General features: G+C 69.8%; 17 protein-coding genes. 8 read left to right on the plus strand and 9 right to left on the minus strand.

The window, feature by feature from the left end:
* Window positions 1-56 precede the first annotated feature (56 nt).
* The gene (locus ACO06I_RS18070; protein ID WP_421934011.1) at window positions 57-2,744 is read right to left on the minus strand and encodes a PAS domain S-box protein; all 2,688 of its coding nucleotides are present in this window, start codon (window positions 2,742-2,744) and stop codon (window positions 57-59) included.
* A gap of 113 nt (window positions 2,745-2,857) precedes the next feature.
* A complete protein-coding gene (locus tag ACO06I_RS18075) occupies window positions 2,858-3,799 on the minus strand; it encodes an alpha/beta hydrolase (RefSeq protein WP_421934012.1) in 942 nt (313 codons plus the stop codon).
* Window positions 3,800-3,936: 137 nt separating this feature from the next.
* Between ACO06I_RS18075 and ACO06I_RS18080 the strand changes: the two genes are divergently transcribed.
* The 3 genes from ACO06I_RS18080 to ACO06I_RS18090 are packed head-to-tail and all read left to right on the plus strand — an operon-like array spanning window position 3,937 to window position 5,602.
* Window positions 3,937-4,263, plus strand: a complete 327-nt coding sequence (locus ACO06I_RS18080; RefSeq protein ID WP_421934013.1) for a PadR family transcriptional regulator — start codon at window positions 3,937-3,939, stop codon at window positions 4,261-4,263.
* Window positions 4,260-4,826 (plus strand): DUF1700 domain-containing protein, encoded by a 567-nt coding sequence (locus ACO06I_RS18085; RefSeq protein ID WP_421934014.1) that lies wholly within the window; start codon window positions 4,260-4,262, stop codon window positions 4,824-4,826. The genes ACO06I_RS18080 and ACO06I_RS18085 overlap by 4 nt, the downstream gene beginning before the upstream one ends.
* 11 nt (window positions 4,827-4,837) lie before the next feature.
* Window positions 4,838-5,602 carry a GIN domain-containing protein gene (locus ACO06I_RS18090; protein WP_421934015.1) on the plus strand — a complete coding sequence of 255 codons (765 nt, stop codon included), beginning with the start codon at window positions 4,838-4,840 and terminating at the stop codon, window positions 5,600-5,602.
* Window positions 5,603-5,775: 173 nt separating this feature from the next.
* Here the strand turns inward: ACO06I_RS18090 and ACO06I_RS18095 are convergent, their stop codons facing one another.
* The 5 genes from ACO06I_RS18095 to ACO06I_RS18115 all read right to left on the minus strand — a co-directional run bounded on the left by ACO06I_RS18095 (window position 5,776) and on the right by ACO06I_RS18115 (window position 12,338).
* Window positions 5,776-6,966, minus strand: coding sequence for an acyl-CoA dehydrogenase (locus ACO06I_RS18095; protein ID WP_421934016.1), 1,191 nt, complete (start codon window positions 6,964-6,966; stop codon window positions 5,776-5,778).
* Between the two features lie 42 nt (window positions 6,967-7,008).
* Window positions 7,009-7,800 carry an enoyl-CoA hydratase/isomerase family protein gene (locus tag ACO06I_RS18100; RefSeq protein WP_421934017.1) on the minus strand — a complete coding sequence of 264 codons (792 nt, stop codon included), beginning with the start codon at window positions 7,798-7,800 and terminating at the stop codon, window positions 7,009-7,011.
* A gap of 55 nt (window positions 7,801-7,855) precedes the next feature.
* Window positions 7,856-8,539 carry a Fe2+-dependent dioxygenase gene (locus ACO06I_RS18105; protein WP_421934018.1) on the minus strand — a complete coding sequence of 228 codons (684 nt, stop codon included), beginning with the start codon at window positions 8,537-8,539 and terminating at the stop codon, window positions 7,856-7,858.
* Window positions 8,540-8,612: 73 nt separating this feature from the next.
* Window positions 8,613-11,072: a TonB-dependent receptor gene (locus tag ACO06I_RS18110; RefSeq protein WP_421934019.1), complete on the minus strand. Its 2,460-nt coding sequence runs from the start codon at window positions 11,070-11,072 to the stop codon at window positions 8,613-8,615.
* 105 nt (window positions 11,073-11,177) lie between these two features.
* Window positions 11,178-12,338, minus strand: a complete 1,161-nt coding sequence (locus ACO06I_RS18115) for a PepSY-associated TM helix domain-containing protein (RefSeq protein WP_421934020.1) — start codon at window positions 12,336-12,338, stop codon at window positions 11,178-11,180.
* A gap of 212 nt (window positions 12,339-12,550) precedes the next feature.
* Between ACO06I_RS18115 and ACO06I_RS18120 the strand changes: the two genes are divergently transcribed.
* Window positions 12,551-12,751: a hypothetical protein gene (locus tag ACO06I_RS18120; protein ID WP_421934021.1), complete on the plus strand. Its 201-nt coding sequence runs from the start codon at window positions 12,551-12,553 to the stop codon at window positions 12,749-12,751.
* A 4-nt stretch (window positions 12,752-12,755) separates the two neighbouring features.
* On the opposite strand, the gene cysQ is transcribed toward ACO06I_RS18120, so the two are convergent.
* On the minus strand, window positions 12,756-13,526 hold the full coding sequence (cysQ, locus tag ACO06I_RS18125) for a 3'(2'),5'-bisphosphate nucleotidase CysQ (protein WP_421934022.1): 771 nt from the start codon (window positions 13,524-13,526) through the stop codon (window positions 12,756-12,758).
* The gene (locus ACO06I_RS18130; protein WP_421934023.1) at window positions 13,523-13,732 is read right to left on the minus strand and encodes a DUF3553 domain-containing protein; all 210 of its coding nucleotides are present in this window, start codon (window positions 13,730-13,732) and stop codon (window positions 13,523-13,525) included. The genes cysQ and ACO06I_RS18130 overlap by 4 nt, the downstream gene beginning before the upstream one ends.
* Before the next feature lie 66 nt (window positions 13,733-13,798).
* On the opposite strand from ACO06I_RS18130, the gene chpT reads away from it, so the two are divergent.
* The 4 genes from chpT (at window position 13,799) to ACO06I_RS18150 (ending at window position 16,458) form a co-directional block, all read left to right on the plus strand.
* Entirely contained in the window at window positions 13,799-14,488 is a 690-nt protein-coding gene (chpT, locus tag ACO06I_RS18135) for a histidine phosphotransferase ChpT (protein ID WP_421934024.1), read from the plus strand.
* 105 nt (window positions 14,489-14,593) lie between these two features.
* Window positions 14,594-14,959 carry a response regulator gene (locus ACO06I_RS18140; protein ID WP_421934025.1) on the plus strand — a complete coding sequence of 122 codons (366 nt, stop codon included), beginning with the start codon at window positions 14,594-14,596 and terminating at the stop codon, window positions 14,957-14,959.
* Complete coding sequence (locus ACO06I_RS18145; protein ID WP_421934026.1) at window positions 14,956-15,783, plus strand: CheR family methyltransferase; 828 nt, start codon at window positions 14,956-14,958, stop codon at window positions 15,781-15,783. The genes ACO06I_RS18140 and ACO06I_RS18145 overlap by 4 nt, the downstream gene beginning before the upstream one ends.
* Window positions 15,784-15,837: 54 nt before the next feature.
* Window positions 15,838-16,458 carry a hypothetical protein gene (locus ACO06I_RS18150; protein ID WP_421934027.1) on the plus strand — a complete coding sequence of 207 codons (621 nt, stop codon included), beginning with the start codon at window positions 15,838-15,840 and terminating at the stop codon, window positions 16,456-16,458.
* The last annotated feature ends 50 nt before the right edge of the window (window positions 16,459-16,508 follow it).

Here is a 16,508-nt window from a genome sequence, read left to right on the forward strand (position 1 = left end):
AGCTCTTGTGGGCCAAGGTCTAGCATTGGCCGGCGCCGGGGTGGAAGGGCGGGACTTTAGGCCACTGCTTCGTCGGCCGCCGGCGCGCTCAGCCGGGCGATCTCGCTGAGCAGGGCCGAAGGCGAGATGGGCTTGCCCACCACCCCGTCCATGCCGGCCTCCAGATAGGCCTGGCGCTGGTGGGACAGGACATTGGCGGTCAGCGCCACGATGGGGATCTGGGCGACGGAGCCCCCCAGGGCGCGGATGCGGCGGCTCGCCTCCAGGCCGTCGATGCCGGGCATCTGGACGTCCATCAGGATGAGGTCGAAGACCCCGCGGGCGGCGGCCTCCACCCCCAGCAGGCCGTCGGCGGCGGTCTCGACGCTGGCGCCGAGGTTCTCCAGCAGCTTGGTGGCGATCATGCGGTTGGTGGAGTTGTCCTCCACCACCAGGATGCGCAGGCCCTCCAGGACCGCGCCGCCGGCGTCGGCCAGGGGGGCCACCGGCTCGGCGCTGGGGGCGGCCACCTCCAGCCAGAAGGTCGAGCCCTCGCCCTCCACCGAGGTGAAGCCCACGGCTCCGCCCATCATCTGGGCGAGCTTCTGGGTGATGGCCAGGCCCAGGCCCGAGCCGCCGAACCGGCGGGTGGTGGAGGCGTCGCCCTGGTCGAAGCGCTGGAAGATGCGGTCCTGGGCCTGGGCCGGGATGCCGACCCCGGTGTCGATGATCTCGAAGCGCAGGATGCGGCCCTGCGGCCGGTGATGCAGGGCGGCGCGGATGGTGACCGAGCCGGCCAGGGTGAACTTCACCGCGTTGCCCACAAGGTTGAACAGGGCCTGGCGCAGGCGGACCGGATCGGTGCGCACCCAGCCGATGTCGGCCAGGCCCTCCAGGTTCAGGACCAGGCCCTTGGCCTCGGCCTGGGGCCGCAGCAGGCGGGTGACTCCCTGGACGAGGGCGGCGGGATCGATGGACTCCTCGGCCAGGACCAGGGCCCCGGCCTCGATCTTGGAGAAGTCGATGACGTCGTTGAGCAGTTCGGCCAGCATCTGGCCGCAGGACAGCGCCTCCTCCAGCATGGCGCGGCCCTCCTCCGACAGACTCTCGGTCTTCAGCAGGTGGAGCACCCCCATCACCCCGTTCATGGGGGTGCGGATCTCGTGGCTCATATTGGCCAGGAAGGCGGCCTTGGCCTCGGCGCCGGCCTCGGCGGCCTCCTGGGCCTCGATCAGGGCCAGCTCCTGGCGCTTGCGCTGGTCGAAGTCGTGGACCAGGCCGACGCCCTTGATCCAGCGGCCCTTGGCGTCGCGCTTGAGGTGGTGGAAGACCCGCATCCAGCGCGCCTCCCCCGAGGGGGTGACGATGCGGGCCTCGAAGGCCTCGCCCGACCTGCGGCGGTTGGCGTTGATGTCGAGGAAGGCCTGGCGGACGCCGGCCATGTCGTCGGGATGGAACTTGGGGAAATGGAGCTTCTGGGCGTCCCGGTAGCTGCGGGACGAGCGGCCGATCAGCTTCTTGAATTCCGGGCTGGCCCAGAAGGTCTTGTTGACGTGGTCGATCTCGTAGACCCCGGCGTCGGCGGCCGCGAGGGCCACCTTCAGGCGCCGGGCGTTGGTCTGGGCCTCGCGGCGGGCCCGCGACACCGCCGAGATGTCGTCCACATAGGCCAGCATGCCGCCGATCTCGCCCTGGGCGTTGAGCCACGGCCGGGCCTCCCAGCGCACCCAGTGGCGGTTGCCCTGGCTGTCGGTGAAGCGGTCCTCCTTGCTGGAAACGACCTCCCCGGCGAGGGCGCGCTTCTGGGCGGCGATGAACTTCTTGGGGATGGTGGGGAAGACGTCCTCCAGCCGCAGGCCCACATGGTCGCGGTGTCCCAGGCTGAAGGCGTGACGCCACTGGTTGCTGATCATCAGATAGCGCAGGTCGCGGTCGAACATGGCCACGGCGAAGGGGGCGCTCTCGACGAGCTGGCGGATCTGGCGCTCGGCGGCGAGCGCCATGTCGCGGGCCGCGGCCAGTTCCGTGATGTCCTGGGACATCCCCTTGAGGGCCGAATAGCCCCGTCGCCGGGGCACGCAGTGGAAGGTGGTGCGCCAGGTCGACCAGCGGCCGTCCTTGTTGCGCATCCGCTGTTCGAAGGTCTGGGGTTCGCCCTGGAAGACCCCGCGGTTGAAGGCCTCGCGCACCGCCTCGCGTTCGTCGGGATGAAGGATGGCCTCGAAGTCGGCGATGGTGGCCACCTCGTCGGGCCCGTAGCCGGTGATGGCGCGGATGTCGTCGGACCAGTCGATGCGGCCGGTCAGCGGCTCGAAGGTCCAGGTGCCCACCCCGGCCGATTCCGACAGCAGCAGGCGAGTGCGGCGGGCGTCCTCGAGCTCGGCCTCCCGCTCGCGCTCACGGGTGGCGTCGCGCAGCACCCCGATGATGTGGCCGTCATCGGTGAGCTGGCTGCGCCCCTCGAACCAGCGATAGGCGCCGTCCTTCATCCGCATGCGGGCCAGGTTCTGGCCGGTGCGGGTCTTGAGCAGGCCCTCGGCGAACTTGCGGAAATCCGCCAGGTCGTCGGCATGCAGGAAGTCGGCGGGGTAGCGGCCGACAATGTCCTCGGAGGTCCAGCCGGTGGCGGCGGTCCAGGCCGGGTTCACCAGCTTGAAGCGGGCGTCGGGGCCGATGACGAGCAGGAGCTCCTGGCTGTTGGCGAACAGCCATTCGACCATCGGTCCGTGCTCCGTCGGCGTGTTGGTCGCACGCTCTTCCGGCATGGAAACTCCCCCGTCTTCGGGGTCCTTGCTTAAGCGCGAAGCGTAAACGCAACGTTCGAAGAACGCGGGTTGATCGCGAAAGTTGAAGGGCCCTCAACCGGCGGAGGTGGCGCCTAGTCCATGTTCTTCTTCTCGATCTTCCACTCGGGGGCGACGCAGAGGCCGCACTTGGGGCCGGCGAACATCTTGCCGGCCGCCTTGTCGCCCTTCAGCCGCCAGGCGAGCCAGGCCTCCCCCACCTCGCCGAACCAGCCGCCGTTGACGTGCCGATAGGTGCCGCCGTGGCCGACGTTCAGATTGCCCATGAAGACCGGCACGGTGGTGATCCTGGCGAAGTCGTCCCTGGCGTTGGGATAGGCCACGTCCACCGGGCCGCCGATGAAGTAGGCGACCGGGGCGTGATAGGCCTTGAGGCTGTCCTTGGTGGCGTTGGAGAGCTTGGGCAGGCCGGCCTGGTCGACGATGACGCCGGAGTTCCAGACCACGGTGGTCTTCACCCGCGGATCGGAGGAGGCCTCGATGGCCTGCAGGCCGCCGCAGGACTGGCCCATCACCGCCACCGCCTGGGTGTCGATGCGGCCCTTGTAGGGACCGGCCTTGGCGTTCTGGGCGTCGGCCCAGTCGATGGCGTCGATCAGCTGGTGGGCGGTGGTCTTGGGGGCGGCGATGGGCGCGCCCTGGCCGGGCGGGGCGCTCGACGCCAGGGGCGGGGCGTCCTTCGGCCCGATGGCCACCACCAGGAAGCCGTGGCTGGCGATCTTGGTGAGGAAGGGGATGAACCGCGCGCTGGAGTTGGCGCAGGCGCCGTTGCCCCAGGCCACGATGGGCAGCTTGCCCTTCACGGCGGCCAGGTCGGTGGGCCGGTAGATCGTATGGGTGGGCAGGCTGGCGTCGGTCTCGACGGTCACCGCGTAGGGGCCCAGGGCCGGGGCGTGCTGCGGCGGGGCGTCGTCGGGCACGCGCAGGATATCCGGACGGGTCGTCGCGGCCGGGGTCTGGGCCTGGGCCTGGGCCGCCGAGAGGGCGAGGGCCAGGGCGAGGGGGATGATCTTCAAGGCCGTTTCCTCAGACGAAATGGTTTGTGAGGCAAACGATATCCCGCCTTACGGAAAGTTCACTATCGTGCGACGCCCACTACCTTGTATGAAGCAGTACCTGGCGATATGTGATCGCGGGTGTGGAGGCAGATCCCGTGGCGGAAGCCGTTGAAGTTCAGCTGAAGAAGGGGGTGCTCGAGCTGTGCGTGCTCGCGCTCCTCTCGCGGGGCGACAACTACGCCTACGAGATCGCCAGCCGTTTGGCCGAGGGGATCGATATGGGGGAAGGCACCATCTATCCGCTGATGCGGCGGATGCAGGCCGATGGCCTGGTGGACACCTACCTGGTGGAGTCCTCGTCGGGCCCGCCGCGCAAATATTACCGCCTGACCGAGGTGGGCAAGACCAGCTTCGCCGGTCAGAAGCTGGCCTGGGGATCCTTCTCCCGGGCCGTGAACGCCATCCTGGGAGAGGCCCAATGACCCGTCAGGCCTTCCTCGACCGGCTGCGCCTGGGGCTCTCGGGCCTGCCGGCCGCCGCCGTCGCCGAGATCGTCGCCGACTATGAGGCCCACTTCGCCGAGGGCGAGGCCGCCGGCCGCACCGAGGCCGAGGTGGCCCAGGCCCTGGGCGACCCCGGCCGCCTGGCCCGCGAGCTGCGGGCCGAGGCGGGCCTGAAGCGCTGGGAATCCGAGCGCAACCCGTCGGCGGCGGCCTCGGCCATCTTCGCGGTGCTGGGCCTGGGCGCCATCGACCTGCTGATCCTGCTGCCCATCGTGCTCTCCATCGCCGGCACCCTGCTGGGCCTGTTCGTCGCGGTGATCGCGGTGTTCGGCTCCGGCGGCTTCGTCTTCGCCGCCGGCCCGTTCCTGGATCCCCCCGGCGGGGTGGCCGCGGCCATGCTGGCCGGCATCGGCCTGATGGCGGCCGCCGTCTCCATCGGGGCGGTGCTCTGCCTGGTGACCGTCGGCTTCGTCAATGTGCTCGTCTGGTACGGGCGCCTCCACTACCGGCTGCTGAAGCCGGCCATCGAACCTCAAGCCTGAAGGCCCCGCCCATGATCCGCCTTCTCGTCATCATCGCCGTGGTCGGGTTCCTCACCGCGGTCGTCACCCTCGGCGGCGCCGCCGCGCTTGGGGGCCGGGACATCGCCGCCCAGGGCTGGGACCACTGGTCCGACCACGACTGGGGCATCGGCTGGGACGAACATGGCCGCCGCCATTCCGACTGGCGCAACGCCCACCGGAACGACCCGGAATGGGCCTCGGCCACCCGCGAGATCGCCTGGGACGGCGCCTCGGCCCTGATCCTGGACGTCCCCGGCGAGGTCACCTTCACCCAAGGGTCGGAAGGCCCCGGCAAGCTGACCGTCACCGGGCCCAAGCGCGCCATCGACACCCTGGCCCTCTCGGGCGGCCGGCTGAGCGACGGGGTGAACAACACCGGTGAGCGGCTGCGGATCGTCATGACCGCGCCCAAGGTCACCCGCTTCGAACTGAAGGGGGTCGATCGCCTGACCCTGGAAGGCTACGATCAGGACAGCCTGGAGATCAGCACCTCGGGAATGGCCAAGGTCACCGCCCGCGGCAAGACCGGGACCCTGAAGCTACACATGACCGGGGCGGGCGAGGCCGACCTGGCCGGCCTCGACGCCGAGAGCGCCGAGGTGGACATCTCCGGCGCGGCCGAGGCCGCCATCGCCCCGCGGGCCAGCGCCAAGCTCGACATCTCGGGCTCGGGGGAGGTGGAGCTGAAGACCCGGCCCCTCAAGCTCGAAAAGAACGTCTCCGGCTCCGGCGAGGTCAAGGAGCTGGAGTCCTAGAGCTGTTCCCGTTTCGAATGAATCGAAACGGGGCTCTAGATTCTTGACTTGGTCGCTCTTCCTGATCGCCTGACTTGATCCAAGTCAGGCGGGAAACGCTCTAACCTTCCTCCCAAGGGAACGCGAACTCGGCCCAGGCGCGGATTTCCGCCCTGGGCTTCCTTCTGTCTGGACTAGAAGGCGTTCTCGCCGGTGATCGCCCGGCCCAGGATCAGGGCGTGGACGTCGTGGGCGCCTTCATAGGTGTTGACGGTCTCCAGGTTCGAGGCGTGGCGCATCACGTGGTACTCGCCGGAAATCCCGTTGCCGCCGTGGATGTCGCGGGCCTCGCGGGCGATGGCCAGCGCCTTGCCGCAGTTGTTGCGCTTCATCAGGCTGATCGCTTCCGGCACCCAGGCCCCCTGATCCAGCAGGCGGCCGAGCGCCAGGGCGCCCTCGAAGCCGAGCGCGATCTCGGTCTGCATGTCGGCCAGCTTCTTCTGCACCAGCTGGCGCGCGGCCAGGGGCTTGCCGAACACCTGGCGGGTCTTGGTGTAGTCGCGGCTGGCGTGCAGGCAGAACTCGGCCGCCCCCATGGCTCCCCAGGCGATGCCGTAACGGGCCTTGTTCAGGCAGGAGAACGGTCCCCGCAGGCCCGAGACCCCGGGCAGCATCTGGTCCTCGGGCACGAAGACGTCGGCCAGGGCGATCTCGCCGGTGATGGAGGCGCGCAGGGACAGCTTGTTGAGGATCTTCGGCGTGGCGAAGCCCTCCGAGCCGCGGTCCACCAGGAAGCCGCGGATCACCCCGTCCAGCTTGGCCCAGACCAGGGCGACGTCGCAGATCGGCGAGTTGCTGATCCACATCTTGGACCCGTTCAGGACGTAGCCGCCGGGCGCCTTGCGGGCCACGGTGCGCATGGAGGCGGGGTCGGAGCCGCCGTCGGCCTCGGTGAGGCCGAAACAGCCGATGATCTCGCCCTTGGCCATGCCGGGCAGGTACTTGCGCTTCTGCTCTTCGGATCCGAAGGCGTAGATCGGATACATGACCAGGGACGACTGCACGCTCATGGCCGAGCGGTAGCCGGAGTCGATCGCCTCGATCTCGCGGGCGATCAGGCCATAGGCCACGTGGTTGACGCCGGCGCCGCCGTATTCCTCGGGGAGCGTCGGGCCGAGGAAGCCCAGGGCCCCCATCTCGGTCATGATCTCACGGTCGAAGCGCTCCTCGGCATAGGCCGAGACCACCCGGGGCAGCAGCTTCTCGCGGGCGTAGGACCGCGCCGCGTCCCAGACCATGGTCTCCTCCTCGGAGAGGCGGGACTTCATGTCCAACGGATCTTCCCAGTCGAAGGTCTTCGAGGGGGCGGCGGTGTCCAGGGCCATGACAGTTTCCTTGCGTGCTGTGCGCCGCCTTATGACGCCAAGTCAGGTCCCTGTGTAGACGCCTTTGCGCTTCTCCAGGAACGAGGCCCGGGACTCCTTCACATCGTTGGTGGCGCGCCGCGCGAAGGAGAGGCCGACCGACTCGTATTTCAGGGCCGTGTCGAGGTCGCTTTCGAAGTTGGTCTGCAGCACCTTCTTGGCGGTGCGCACCGCGAGCGGGGGCCAGCGGGTCATCTCCTCGGCATAGGCCAGGGCGGCGTCCAGCAGTTGGTCGTGGGGGACCAGGCGGTTCAGCAGGCCCAGCGCCTTGGCCTCCTCGGCCAGCACCATCCGACTGGTGAGGATCAGGTCGGCGGCGTCGGCGTAACCCACGATGCGCGGCAGCAGCCAGCTCATGCCGGAGTCGGGCGACAGGCTGCGCTCGACGAAGGTGGTCTTGAAGCGGGCGTGCTCGGAGCCGATGCGGACGTCGCAGCCGAGGGCCGCGCTCATCCCGGCGCCGGCGCAGACCCCGTTGATGGCGCCGATCAGCGGCTTGTCGAAGTCGTGGAACAGCCGGGCCCAGCGGCCCACCCAGCTCATCTCGTCCAGGCGGGCGTTCTGGCTGGTCTCGGCGGGCGGCGCCTGGCCCGTGAGGTCGGCGCCCGAGCAGAAGCCCCGCCCGGCGCCGGTGAGGATCAGCGCGCGGACATTGTCGTCCTCCCGGGCCAGGGCGAAGGCGGCATGGACGTCGGCCCGCAGCTCGCCGCTGATGGCGTTCAGCTTCTCGGGCCGGTTCAGGGTGACGATCCCCACATGGCCGCGGGTCTCATAGTCGATCGTCTGCCAGGTCATGCGCGTTTCCCCTTTTGCCCAAGCCTCACGCGCCTTGGTTGGGGAGGCAAGGGGCTTAGAGCTCCGACCACATCCGCAGGAGGTTGTGATAGGTCCCGGTGAGCGACACCACGGCGGGATCGTCCAGACCGCTCCGCTCCGCCACCCGCTGGATGGCCAGGTCCATGTCGAACAGCAGGGCCCGCTGGGCGTCCTGGCGCACCAGGCTCTGGATCCAGAAGAAGCTGCCCACCCGCTCGCCGCGGGTGACGGGCTCCACCCGGTGCAGGCTGGAGGCGGGATAGAGGATCAGGTCGCCCGCCGGCAGCTTCACCTCGTGGGCGCCGAAGGTGTCCTCGATCACCAGCTCGCCGCCGTCATAGGTCTCCGGCTCGGCCAGGAAGAGGGTGGCCGACAGGTCGGTGCGGATGCGCACCCCGGTGTCGCGGTGAAAGCGCAGGGCGTTGTCGATGTGGTCGCCGAAGGCCTGGCCGCCGCCATAGCGGTTGAACAGGGGCGGATAGACCGTGTGGGGCAGGGCCGCCGACATGAAGAGGGGATTGCGGGTCAGGGCCTCGCGGATCAGCACCCCGGCCTCGCGGGCCGCCGGCGAACCCTCGGCCAGCTGCAGATTGTCCTTGGCGAGCGCCGACTGGGCGCCGGAGGTGGCGTTGCCGTCGGCCCAGTCGCCGGCGTCGATGAGGCCGCGGACCTTGGCCACCTCGGCGGGGTTCAGCAGACCGGGGACTTGCAGGAGCATGGCGTGATCCTAGACGAAGGCGCGCCCCGCCCGCGAGGGGCGGGGCGCAAGGCCTACCGGTTCAGGGGGAGGATCAGAACCGGTAGCTGAGGCTGGCGGTGACGGCGCGGCGGTCGCCAGGGGTGGCCCAGCCGTTGTTGCGCCCGCGGGTGTAGTAGACCTCGTCCAGCAGGTTGTTGACGTTGAGCCGCAGCTCCAGGCCGGGCTTCGGGGTCCAGGCGACGGTCGCCCGGTGCACCCAATAGGCCTCGGAGGTCACCAGGGGGATGGTGGTCCGGGCCGGCGGGACCGAGCCGGTGATCTGGCCGTGCTGGGTCAGGAAGTACTGGCCCTGATAACTCACCCCGTAGCCCACCTGGATGTCGCCCGGCAGGTCATAGGTGGTGAACAGGCTGAAGGCGTGGTCGGGCACGTTGGTGAGCGGGTCGCCCTTGGTGAAGTCCAGGCCGGCGGCGGCGGAGAACCGCGACACACCCTGCAGCACCTCGGAGTCCAGGTAGGTGTAGTTGGCGAAGATCGACCAGGCGTCGGTGATCCTGCCCGAGGCGCCGAGGGCCACGCCGCTCACCCGGGCGCTGCCGTCCAGCTGCTGGTCGGGCACGGTGGGGTCGCCCGAGGCCACCTTGTAGTTGGTCCGGTCGTTGCGGAAGAGCGCCGCGGTCAGGGACAACCGGCCGCCGAGGTCGAGCTTGCCCCCGACCTCGATGTTCTCGGCCTCCTCCGGATCGACGGTGCAGGTGGCCAGGCTGCAGGCGCCCGAGCCGTTCACCGTCGCCTGGGAAGGGGTCTGGGAATTGCCGTAGGCGATATAGAGGCTGGAGTTCGGCGTCGGCTTGAAGACCACGCCCAGCCGGTAGGTCAGCAGGTTCTCGTCGCTGCGGAAGATGGGGCCACTGCCGGAGAAGACGCCGCCCGGCGCGCCGGCCGAGGCCGGTCCCGGGGCCGTGCCCCCCGACGGGTTGGGCAGGTAGCCGGCCGAGGTGTAATAGCCCGAGACGTTCTCGCCTTCGTTGTGCTCGTAGCGCAGGCCGAAGTTCACCGACCAGCGGTCGGTGATGGTGACGTTGTCGAACAGGTAGACCGCCTGGTTGCGGCGCTCCCCGTCCTGCCCCCCGGCGGGGAAGGCCAGGGGCGTGCCCGAGGGCGCGGCGCCCCCGCCCTGGATCACGTTGTAGGGTCCGGCATAGACCGTGTTGGGGTCGGCGATGCTCATCGGCGGCAGGGCCACCGCCGTGCCGTTGGCGTTGCGCAGGACGTTGCCGTTCTTGAGCTTGAAGGTCTCCGACAGCAGGGCCACGCCCACCACCGCGTCGTGGTCCAGCCCGGCGATCTCGCCGCGCCAGCTCAGGTCGGTCTGGTTGTAGAGCAGGGTGTTCTCGGTATCGCGATAGTTCCCGCGCGGACCGCTCGGCTGATAGAATCCCGGCGCCGGATCGGTGGCCAGGCAGGCGGTGTAGCCGGTGACGTTGGTGGCGGTGGTCGACTGGCTCCGGGCCGCCGGCTTCCGGCCATTGGCCAGGCACCAGGTTCCCTGGGGCGGGTCGACGATGGTCAGCTGGGTGACCTTCTGGGCGCGGGTCAGGTTGCGCAGGATCAGGCCGTCACCAAAGTCGTGGTCGATGATCCCGGTGAGGATGTCGACCGTCTGCTCCTGGGTGTCGATGTTGGAAAAGCCGTAATAGTTCGACGGGTCGACGCCGGGCACGGGGCGGCCGTTGTAGAAAGGCACGCCGTACTGCGGCGTGTTCTTGTCTTCCTGGTGGAAATACAGGGCGGTGAACTGGGTCGGACCGTCCAGGCCGATGACGATCGAGGGCGCGATCCCCCAGCGCTCGAAGCTCTCCACGTCGCGGCCCGGCGCGTCATTGCCGTGCGCCATCAGGTTCAAGCGCACCGCGACGCTGTCGGAGATCCTGTGGTTGGCGTCCAGGGTGGCCCGGTAATAGGCGTCGGTCCCCACCGCGCCGGTGACGGTGGTGGTGTCGCGCGCGTTCGGGCGCTTGGATACGATATTGATGGTCCCGCCCACCGAGCCCGCGCCGGAATAGACCGAGTTGGCGCCGTTGGTGACCTCGATCTGCTCGAGGTTGAAGGGGTCCGACCGGCTGTACTGGGCGCTGTCGCGGACCCCGTCGATGGTCAGGTCGTTGTTGGCCGAGTAGCCGCGCAGGTTGATGCTGTCGCCGAAACCGCCGCCGCCCTCGCCGGCCCCGAAGGTGATGCCGGGCACCGTCGAGAGAATGTCGCGCAGGGACAGCAGGTTCTGAGCCTCGATCACCCCGCGCGGCACCACGGTGACGGTCTGCGGATGGTTCAGCGGTTCGGCGGTGAGCTTGACGTTGTCCAGGGCCTTGCGGCGCCCCTGCACGTCGAGGGTGGAGACGGCGGCGGCGCCGTCATCGGCGGTGGCCATGGCCCCGTCGTCGGCAGCCTCGGCCACGCCCCCCAGGGACAGGCCCGCCGCCCCGGCCACGGCCGCGCAGGTCAGGGCGCGCTTGGCGCGTGCGGAAACTCCGTTTCGAACTCTTTGCATGGCGACCCGTCCTACTCGACGCCCCCCGGGCGCCATCTGCGATTGCGAGGCATTCCTAGAATGCGCCTCGCGCCTTAGCAATGAGAATTATTCGCAACTAAGGCCTCAGGCCGCGGCCATCCGCCGGTGCATCGCCCGCCGGCGGGCGCGGCGGCGCAGCCACATCACCAGCCCGGTGATCGACAGCACCACCGGGGCGATGCCGCCCAGGACGATGATGGTCTGCCAGACGATCCCCATGTCGGCGCCGTCATGGATGCGGCGCATCCAGCGCGACAGGGGGTCGGGGCCACCGCCGCCCGAGCCGCCCCGGTCGGCCTTGGTCTCGCCGGTGGCGTCGTCCACGGCCAGGGTGGCGGGCGCCTTCACCCCGGGCTCGCGCACCTGGACCTTCCAGGCCGGCGCCTTGCCCTGGGTGGGGACACTCACCCCGGCCAGGGTCGCGCTGGGCGCCGCGGCCAGGGCCTTGGCGGTCGCCGCCTCGAGGGTGAGATTTGGCCGGGCGACCGGCGGGGCGAAGCGGCCGCCGCCGCGCTGGCCGCCGCCCTGGGGGCTCTGGGCCTGCGGCGGGGGGGCGACGCCGAACAGGGCGCGGCTGGTCTGGGGGAAGGAGATATAGACCCCGGTCAGGGACAGGACCGCCAGGGGCAGGCAGATCCAGAAGCCCACCATGTGATGCAGGTTGAACAGGGTCGAGGGGCCGCGCCGCCAGCGCAGGGCCTTGAGGACCGCGCCGTTGCGGGGCCACCAGAGCCAGAGGCCGCTGACGCAGGAGACGAACATCGCCCAGCCGATCCAGCCCACCACCTTGCGGCCGATCTCGGGGATGAAGAGGGTGCCATGCAGCCGGTGCATGGTCATGGAGAAGCCCTTGGCCACCTCGGCCTTGGCCAGGACCTTGGCCGTCGGCGGGTCGATCCAGAGGTTCAGGCTGCGGGGCCGGCCGCCGGGGCCGGGCGGGCCCGCGACGCGGCCGACCGCCACCACGGGATCGCCCGCCTTTTCCGGGAAGCGGATCTGGGTGAGGCGGGCCTCGCGGCCGAAGGCGGCCTGTGCGCTCTGCGCGTAGGCGGCGGGGGGCAGGGCGACCTGGGGTCCGCTGACGGCGTAGCGCTCGCCGTGGGTCGCCCGGTCCAGGGCGTCGTGCCAGACCAGGATCGCGCCCGACAGGCTGAGGGGGATGATGGCCACCAGCAGGCCGACGCCGATCCACAGATGGACGTCCAGCCAGAGCCGGCGCAGGCGGCCGGACAGAGATGCGGTCATGGGATCCCCTTCGAAAGCCTGTCGGCCGAGGGTCCAGCTACTGCGAACGGCTTTCAATCGCAAGTATAATGCGAGCCATTATCATCTAACGCCCCTGCGACAGTCCGCCGGCTCGCCCCCTGCGCGAATCATGGGAGTCTGTGCACAGAGCGTCGCAACCATCGCGGCGATCGGTTGTTCCCGTGTCAGGCGCTTAGACCAAGGGATCGCCCATGTCGCTTACCCGTACCGAGTCCAGCCCGTTCGAACTGCTCCGGCCCTTTGTCTGGCTGGCGGCCTTCGCCTTCTTCGTGGGCTTTGCGACCTACATGGTGGCCGGCGCCGGCGGCGCGGCCAAGGCCTACGGCCGCACCCACGCGGCCTCGCCCATCGAGTCCTCGCTGATCGACTGGAACAGCCGCAAGGCGATCTAGCCGCCTATCGGCCCCGCGCCACGAACCAGCCGTTGCGGAACTTCTCGTCGGCCTTGCCGTAGACGAAGGCTTCGCCCTCGGGGGTCAGCACGCTGCCGCCGGCGGCCTCCAGCACCGCGTGGCCCGCGGCGATGTCCCACTCCATGGTCGGCCCGTGCCGCGGATAGACGTCGGCCGAGCCCTCGGCGATGCGGCAGAACTTGATGGAGGAGTCCATCGCCTGGGGATGGTCGAAGCCGTACTTGTCGGCCAGGGCCTGGATGGTCTCTTCCTTCATGGTGTGGCTCACCAGGGCCACGGCCTTGCCCTGCGGCCAGGCCCGCGCCTGGATCGGCTTGCCGGCCTCGCCCACCACCCGCTTCATCGCCTGGCCGCCCTGGGTGTACCAGGTCTCGCCGCTGGCCGGGGCGCAGACGGCGCCGGCCACCGGCCGGCGGCCCTCGATGAGGGCGATATTGACCGTGAAGTTGGGATCGCCGCGCACGAAGGCCTTGGTGCCGTCCACCGGGTCCACCAGGAAGAAGCGGTGGCCGATGGCCTCGGGCGTGCCGAACTCGCTGGCGTCCTCCTCGGAGATCACGTGGACCCCCGGGAAATGGGTCTCCAGCCGCTCCAGGATCAGCAGTTCACCCCGGCGGTCGGCCTCGGTCACCGGGCTGTCGTCGGCCTTGGAATGGACGGTCAGGCCCGACTTCCACAGCGGCAGGACCAGGCGCCCGGCCTCCTCGACGATGTCGGCCAGCAGGGCCCCGATCTCGTTGTCGAAGTCGCTCATCGCGCCGCGCCCCGGCGGCCGCGGGGATCCTCGGCCACGAAGGCCAGGGTCACCACCGAGGTGTCGATCACCTGTTTGCCGGCCTCTTGGAAGTTCACCGTCACCTTACGCCCCGCGACTGACTGCACCTGACCCGAGCCCCAGTCGTCCTGGCCCGGGTGGCGCACGATGACGCCAGGCTCGAGAAAGGGATCGGAACCGCTCATAGGCGAGGTACCTAGACGCCCGATGCGGTTTGCCAAAGCGCCAAATCAGGCCAAGTTCAGGGCCTTATGACCGAGCCCGAACAGACTCCCGAGCCGCAGGCCCCCGCCGAGCCGCCCGCCAAGGCCGTGCCGCGCACCGCCGAGGTGGCCGCCTATCTGGCCGCGCGCATGTGTCACGACTTCATCAGCCCGGCCAGCGCCATCGTCTCGGGCCTCGACCTGCTGGAGGATCCCAGCGCCCAGGACATGCGCGAGGACGCCATGAGCCTGATCTCGGCCAGCGCCCGCAAGCTGGCCGACCTGCTGTCCTTCACCCGCGTGGCCTTCGGCGCCTCGGCCACCGCCGAGACCTTCGACGCGCGCGAGCTGGCCAAGCTGGCCCAGGGGATCTTCGCCCACATGCGCGCCGAGCTGGACTGGCAGGTGGAGCCGGCCTCCCTCAACAAGCCAGCGGCCCGCGCCATCCTGAACCTGGCCCAGATGGCCGGCGCCGCCCTGCCCACGGGCGGCGTGGCCAAGATCCGCGCGGTGGAGGAAGGCGCCTTCGTCGTCATCGCCGTCGAGGCGGTCGGTCCCCGCGCCCGGCTGCGGGCCGAGGTGCTGGACGGCCTGCGGGGCGAGGCCATGGGCGACGGGCTGCACGGCCACTGGGTCCAGGCCTATTACGTGCACCTGTTCATGACCGACGCCGGCGGGCGGATCTTCGCCGATGTGGGCGAGGAAAAGGTCACCTTCGCCGCCAGCATCCCGGCCTGATCCGGACTGCGGCCAAGTCGCGCGCGAATGTGAATTTCCGCCCGGTTAACACGCCTCCTTAACCAACCGCGCGCGAGAAGATTCGCCTACGGTTGGAGTGCCCCGTTGAAGACCTGCCTCGTCGTTGACGACAGCCGGGTGATCCGCAAGGTCGCCCGCAGAATCCTGGAGGACATCGGCTTCGAGATCGCCGAGGCGTCCGACGGGATGGAGGCGCTCGCCTGGTGCCGCGCGGCCATGCCCGACGCGATCCTGCTGGACTGGAACATGCCGGTGATGACGGGGATCGAGTTCCTGCGCCACCTGCGGCTGGAGCCGGGCGGGGACAAGCCCACCGTGGTGTTCTGCACCGTCGAGAACGACGTCGAACGCATCCGCGAGGCGCTGGACTGCGGCGCCGACGAGTACATCATGAAGCCCTTCGACGGCGACATCATCGCCTCGAAGTTCGCCGAGGTCGGACTGGCATGAGGCCCGAGGACAAGGATCTCGTGGTCCAACTCTGCGGCGCGCGGGCCGGCCTGCACGTCGACCCCGCCAAGGACTACCTGCTGGAGAGCCGGCTGGGCCCCGTGGCCCGCCGTGAGAACTTCGGCTCCATCGACGAGATGATCGCGACCCTGCGCGCCAAGCGCGAGGATCGCCTGGCCTGGGCCATCGTGGAGTCCATGGCCTCCAGCGAGACCGCCTTCTTCCGCGACCGCACGCCCTTCAACCTGTTCCGCGACGAGATCCTGCCCACCCTGGCGCGGCTGCGCGACGGCGAGCCGATCCGCATCTGGAGCGCGGCCTGCGGCTCGGGCCAGGAGGTCTATTCCCTGGCCATGACCATCGACGACCAGCGGGCCCTGATCCCGGGCGCGCGGCTGGAGCTGTTCGCCTCGGACCTGTCGGAGCGCGCCCTGGAGAAGGCCCAAAGCGGCCTCTACACCCAGTTCGAGATCCAGCGCGGCCTGCCGATCCGCCAGCTGGTGCGCCACTTCGAGAAGGCCGAGGAGATGTGGGCGCTCAGCCCGCGCATCCGTCAGATGGTCCGCTGGCGGCGCATCAACCTGGTGGCCGACCTCTCGGCGGCCGGGCGCTTCGACGTCATCTTCTGCCGCTATGTCCTGAACGCCCTGGTGGAACCCATGCGCGCCCGCCTGCTGGAGAACCTGGCCCGGGCGCTCAGTCCCGACGGCTTCCTGTTCCTGGGCCTGGGCGAGACCGCCACGGGCCTGTCGGAGGCCTTCCAGCCGGTGAGCGGCCGGCCGGGCCTCTACGCCCGGAACCCTTCCTTTCGCGCCGCCGCCTGACAGGCGGAGCCACAACGGTCTAGGATCGCCCTGACCAATCCTGGGGGGATCCGAATGCGCCGACTGTCCGCAACCGCCGCCGTGCTCACCGCCGGCCTGGCGCTCGCCTCGTGCAACAAGCCGAGCCAGGAGGCCTCCGCGCCGGTCTCCCCCGGACAGCCGACGGCCCCCGTCCCACCGCCGGGGCCGCCCGCCACGCCGGCGCCGGCCGCGCACCTCACCGGCTTCTTCCATCAGCCCGGCGTGGACCTGTTCGGCTACTACTTCGCCAAGGCGCCGGTGCAGTTCGGGAACTTCCAGCTGCGGGAGCTGCACCTGGGGACCGCCGAGGAGTTCGCCAGCTATGAGAAGGGCCAGAGGGTCTCGCCCAACTACGCCCCGGTGATGCTGGAGTTCGACGACGTCACCAGCCCGGAGCGGGAGAACGAGCTCGGCCAGCCCTACCACGAGGTCAGCCGGCGGGTGCTGCCCAAGGCCTATCGCGTCACCGCCGACCAGCTCAGCTTCTACGGGGAGGACGCGGTGCTCGGGGAGGTGAGCTTCGAGGGCCAGCTGGACGCCAAGGCCCTGGAGCGCGTCCAGGCTGGCGGCGAGGAGGAGCCGGTGCTGACCGGGACGCTGGCGGCCATGGGGCAGAGGCTGAACCGGGTCTTCGTCTGGTTCGGCGGCGACTGACGCTCACGAAAAACCCCGCCGCACGAGGTGCGGCGGGGCTTCCGAACCCG

The organism is Phenylobacterium sp. (assembly GCF_965229015.1).
In the GTDB taxonomy this organism is placed as follows: Bacteria; Pseudomonadota; Alphaproteobacteria; order Caulobacterales; family Caulobacteraceae; genus Phenylobacterium.

Bases quoted from the DNA above. Each gene is read 5' to 3' on its own strand.
- ACO06I_RS18070 (WP_421934011.1), bottom strand. From the start codon at position 2,744: ATGCCGGAAGAGCGTGCGACCAACACGCCGACGGAGCACGGACCGATG.
- ACO06I_RS18085 (WP_421934014.1), top strand. From the start codon at position 4,260: ATGACCCGTCAGGCCTTCCTCGACCGGCTGCGCCTGGGGCTCTCGGGC.
- ACO06I_RS18090 (WP_421934015.1), top strand. From the start codon at position 4,838: ATGATCCGCCTTCTCGTCATCATCGCCGTGGTCGGGTTCCTCACCGCG.
- ACO06I_RS18095 (WP_421934016.1), bottom strand. From the start codon at position 6,966: ATGGCCCTGGACACCGCCGCCCCCTCGAAGACCTTCGACTGGGAAGAT.
- ACO06I_RS18100 (WP_421934017.1), bottom strand. From the start codon at position 7,800: ATGACCTGGCAGACGATCGACTATGAGACCCGCGGCCATGTGGGGATC.
- ACO06I_RS18105 (WP_421934018.1), bottom strand. From the start codon at position 8,539: ATGCTCCTGCAAGTCCCCGGTCTGCTGAACCCCGCCGAGGTGGCCAAG.
- ACO06I_RS18110 (WP_421934019.1), bottom strand. From the start codon at position 11,072: ATGCAAAGAGTTCGAAACGGAGTTTCCGCACGCGCCAAGCGCGCCCTG.
- ACO06I_RS18115 (WP_421934020.1), bottom strand. From the start codon at position 12,338: ATGACCGCATCTCTGTCCGGCCGCCTGCGCCGGCTCTGGCTGGACGTC.
- ACO06I_RS18120 (WP_421934021.1), top strand. From the start codon at position 12,551: ATGTCGCTTACCCGTACCGAGTCCAGCCCGTTCGAACTGCTCCGGCCC.
- cysQ (WP_421934022.1), bottom strand. From the start codon at position 13,526: ATGAGCGACTTCGACAACGAGATCGGGGCCCTGCTGGCCGACATCGTC.
- ACO06I_RS18130 (WP_421934023.1), bottom strand. From the start codon at position 13,732: ATGAGCGGTTCCGATCCCTTTCTCGAGCCTGGCGTCATCGTGCGCCAC.
- chpT (WP_421934024.1), top strand. From the start codon at position 13,799: ATGACCGAGCCCGAACAGACTCCCGAGCCGCAGGCCCCCGCCGAGCCG.
- ACO06I_RS18145 (WP_421934026.1), top strand. From the start codon at position 14,956: ATGAGGCCCGAGGACAAGGATCTCGTGGTCCAACTCTGCGGCGCGCGG.
- ACO06I_RS18150 (WP_421934027.1), top strand. From the start codon at position 15,838: ATGCGCCGACTGTCCGCAACCGCCGCCGTGCTCACCGCCGGCCTGGCG.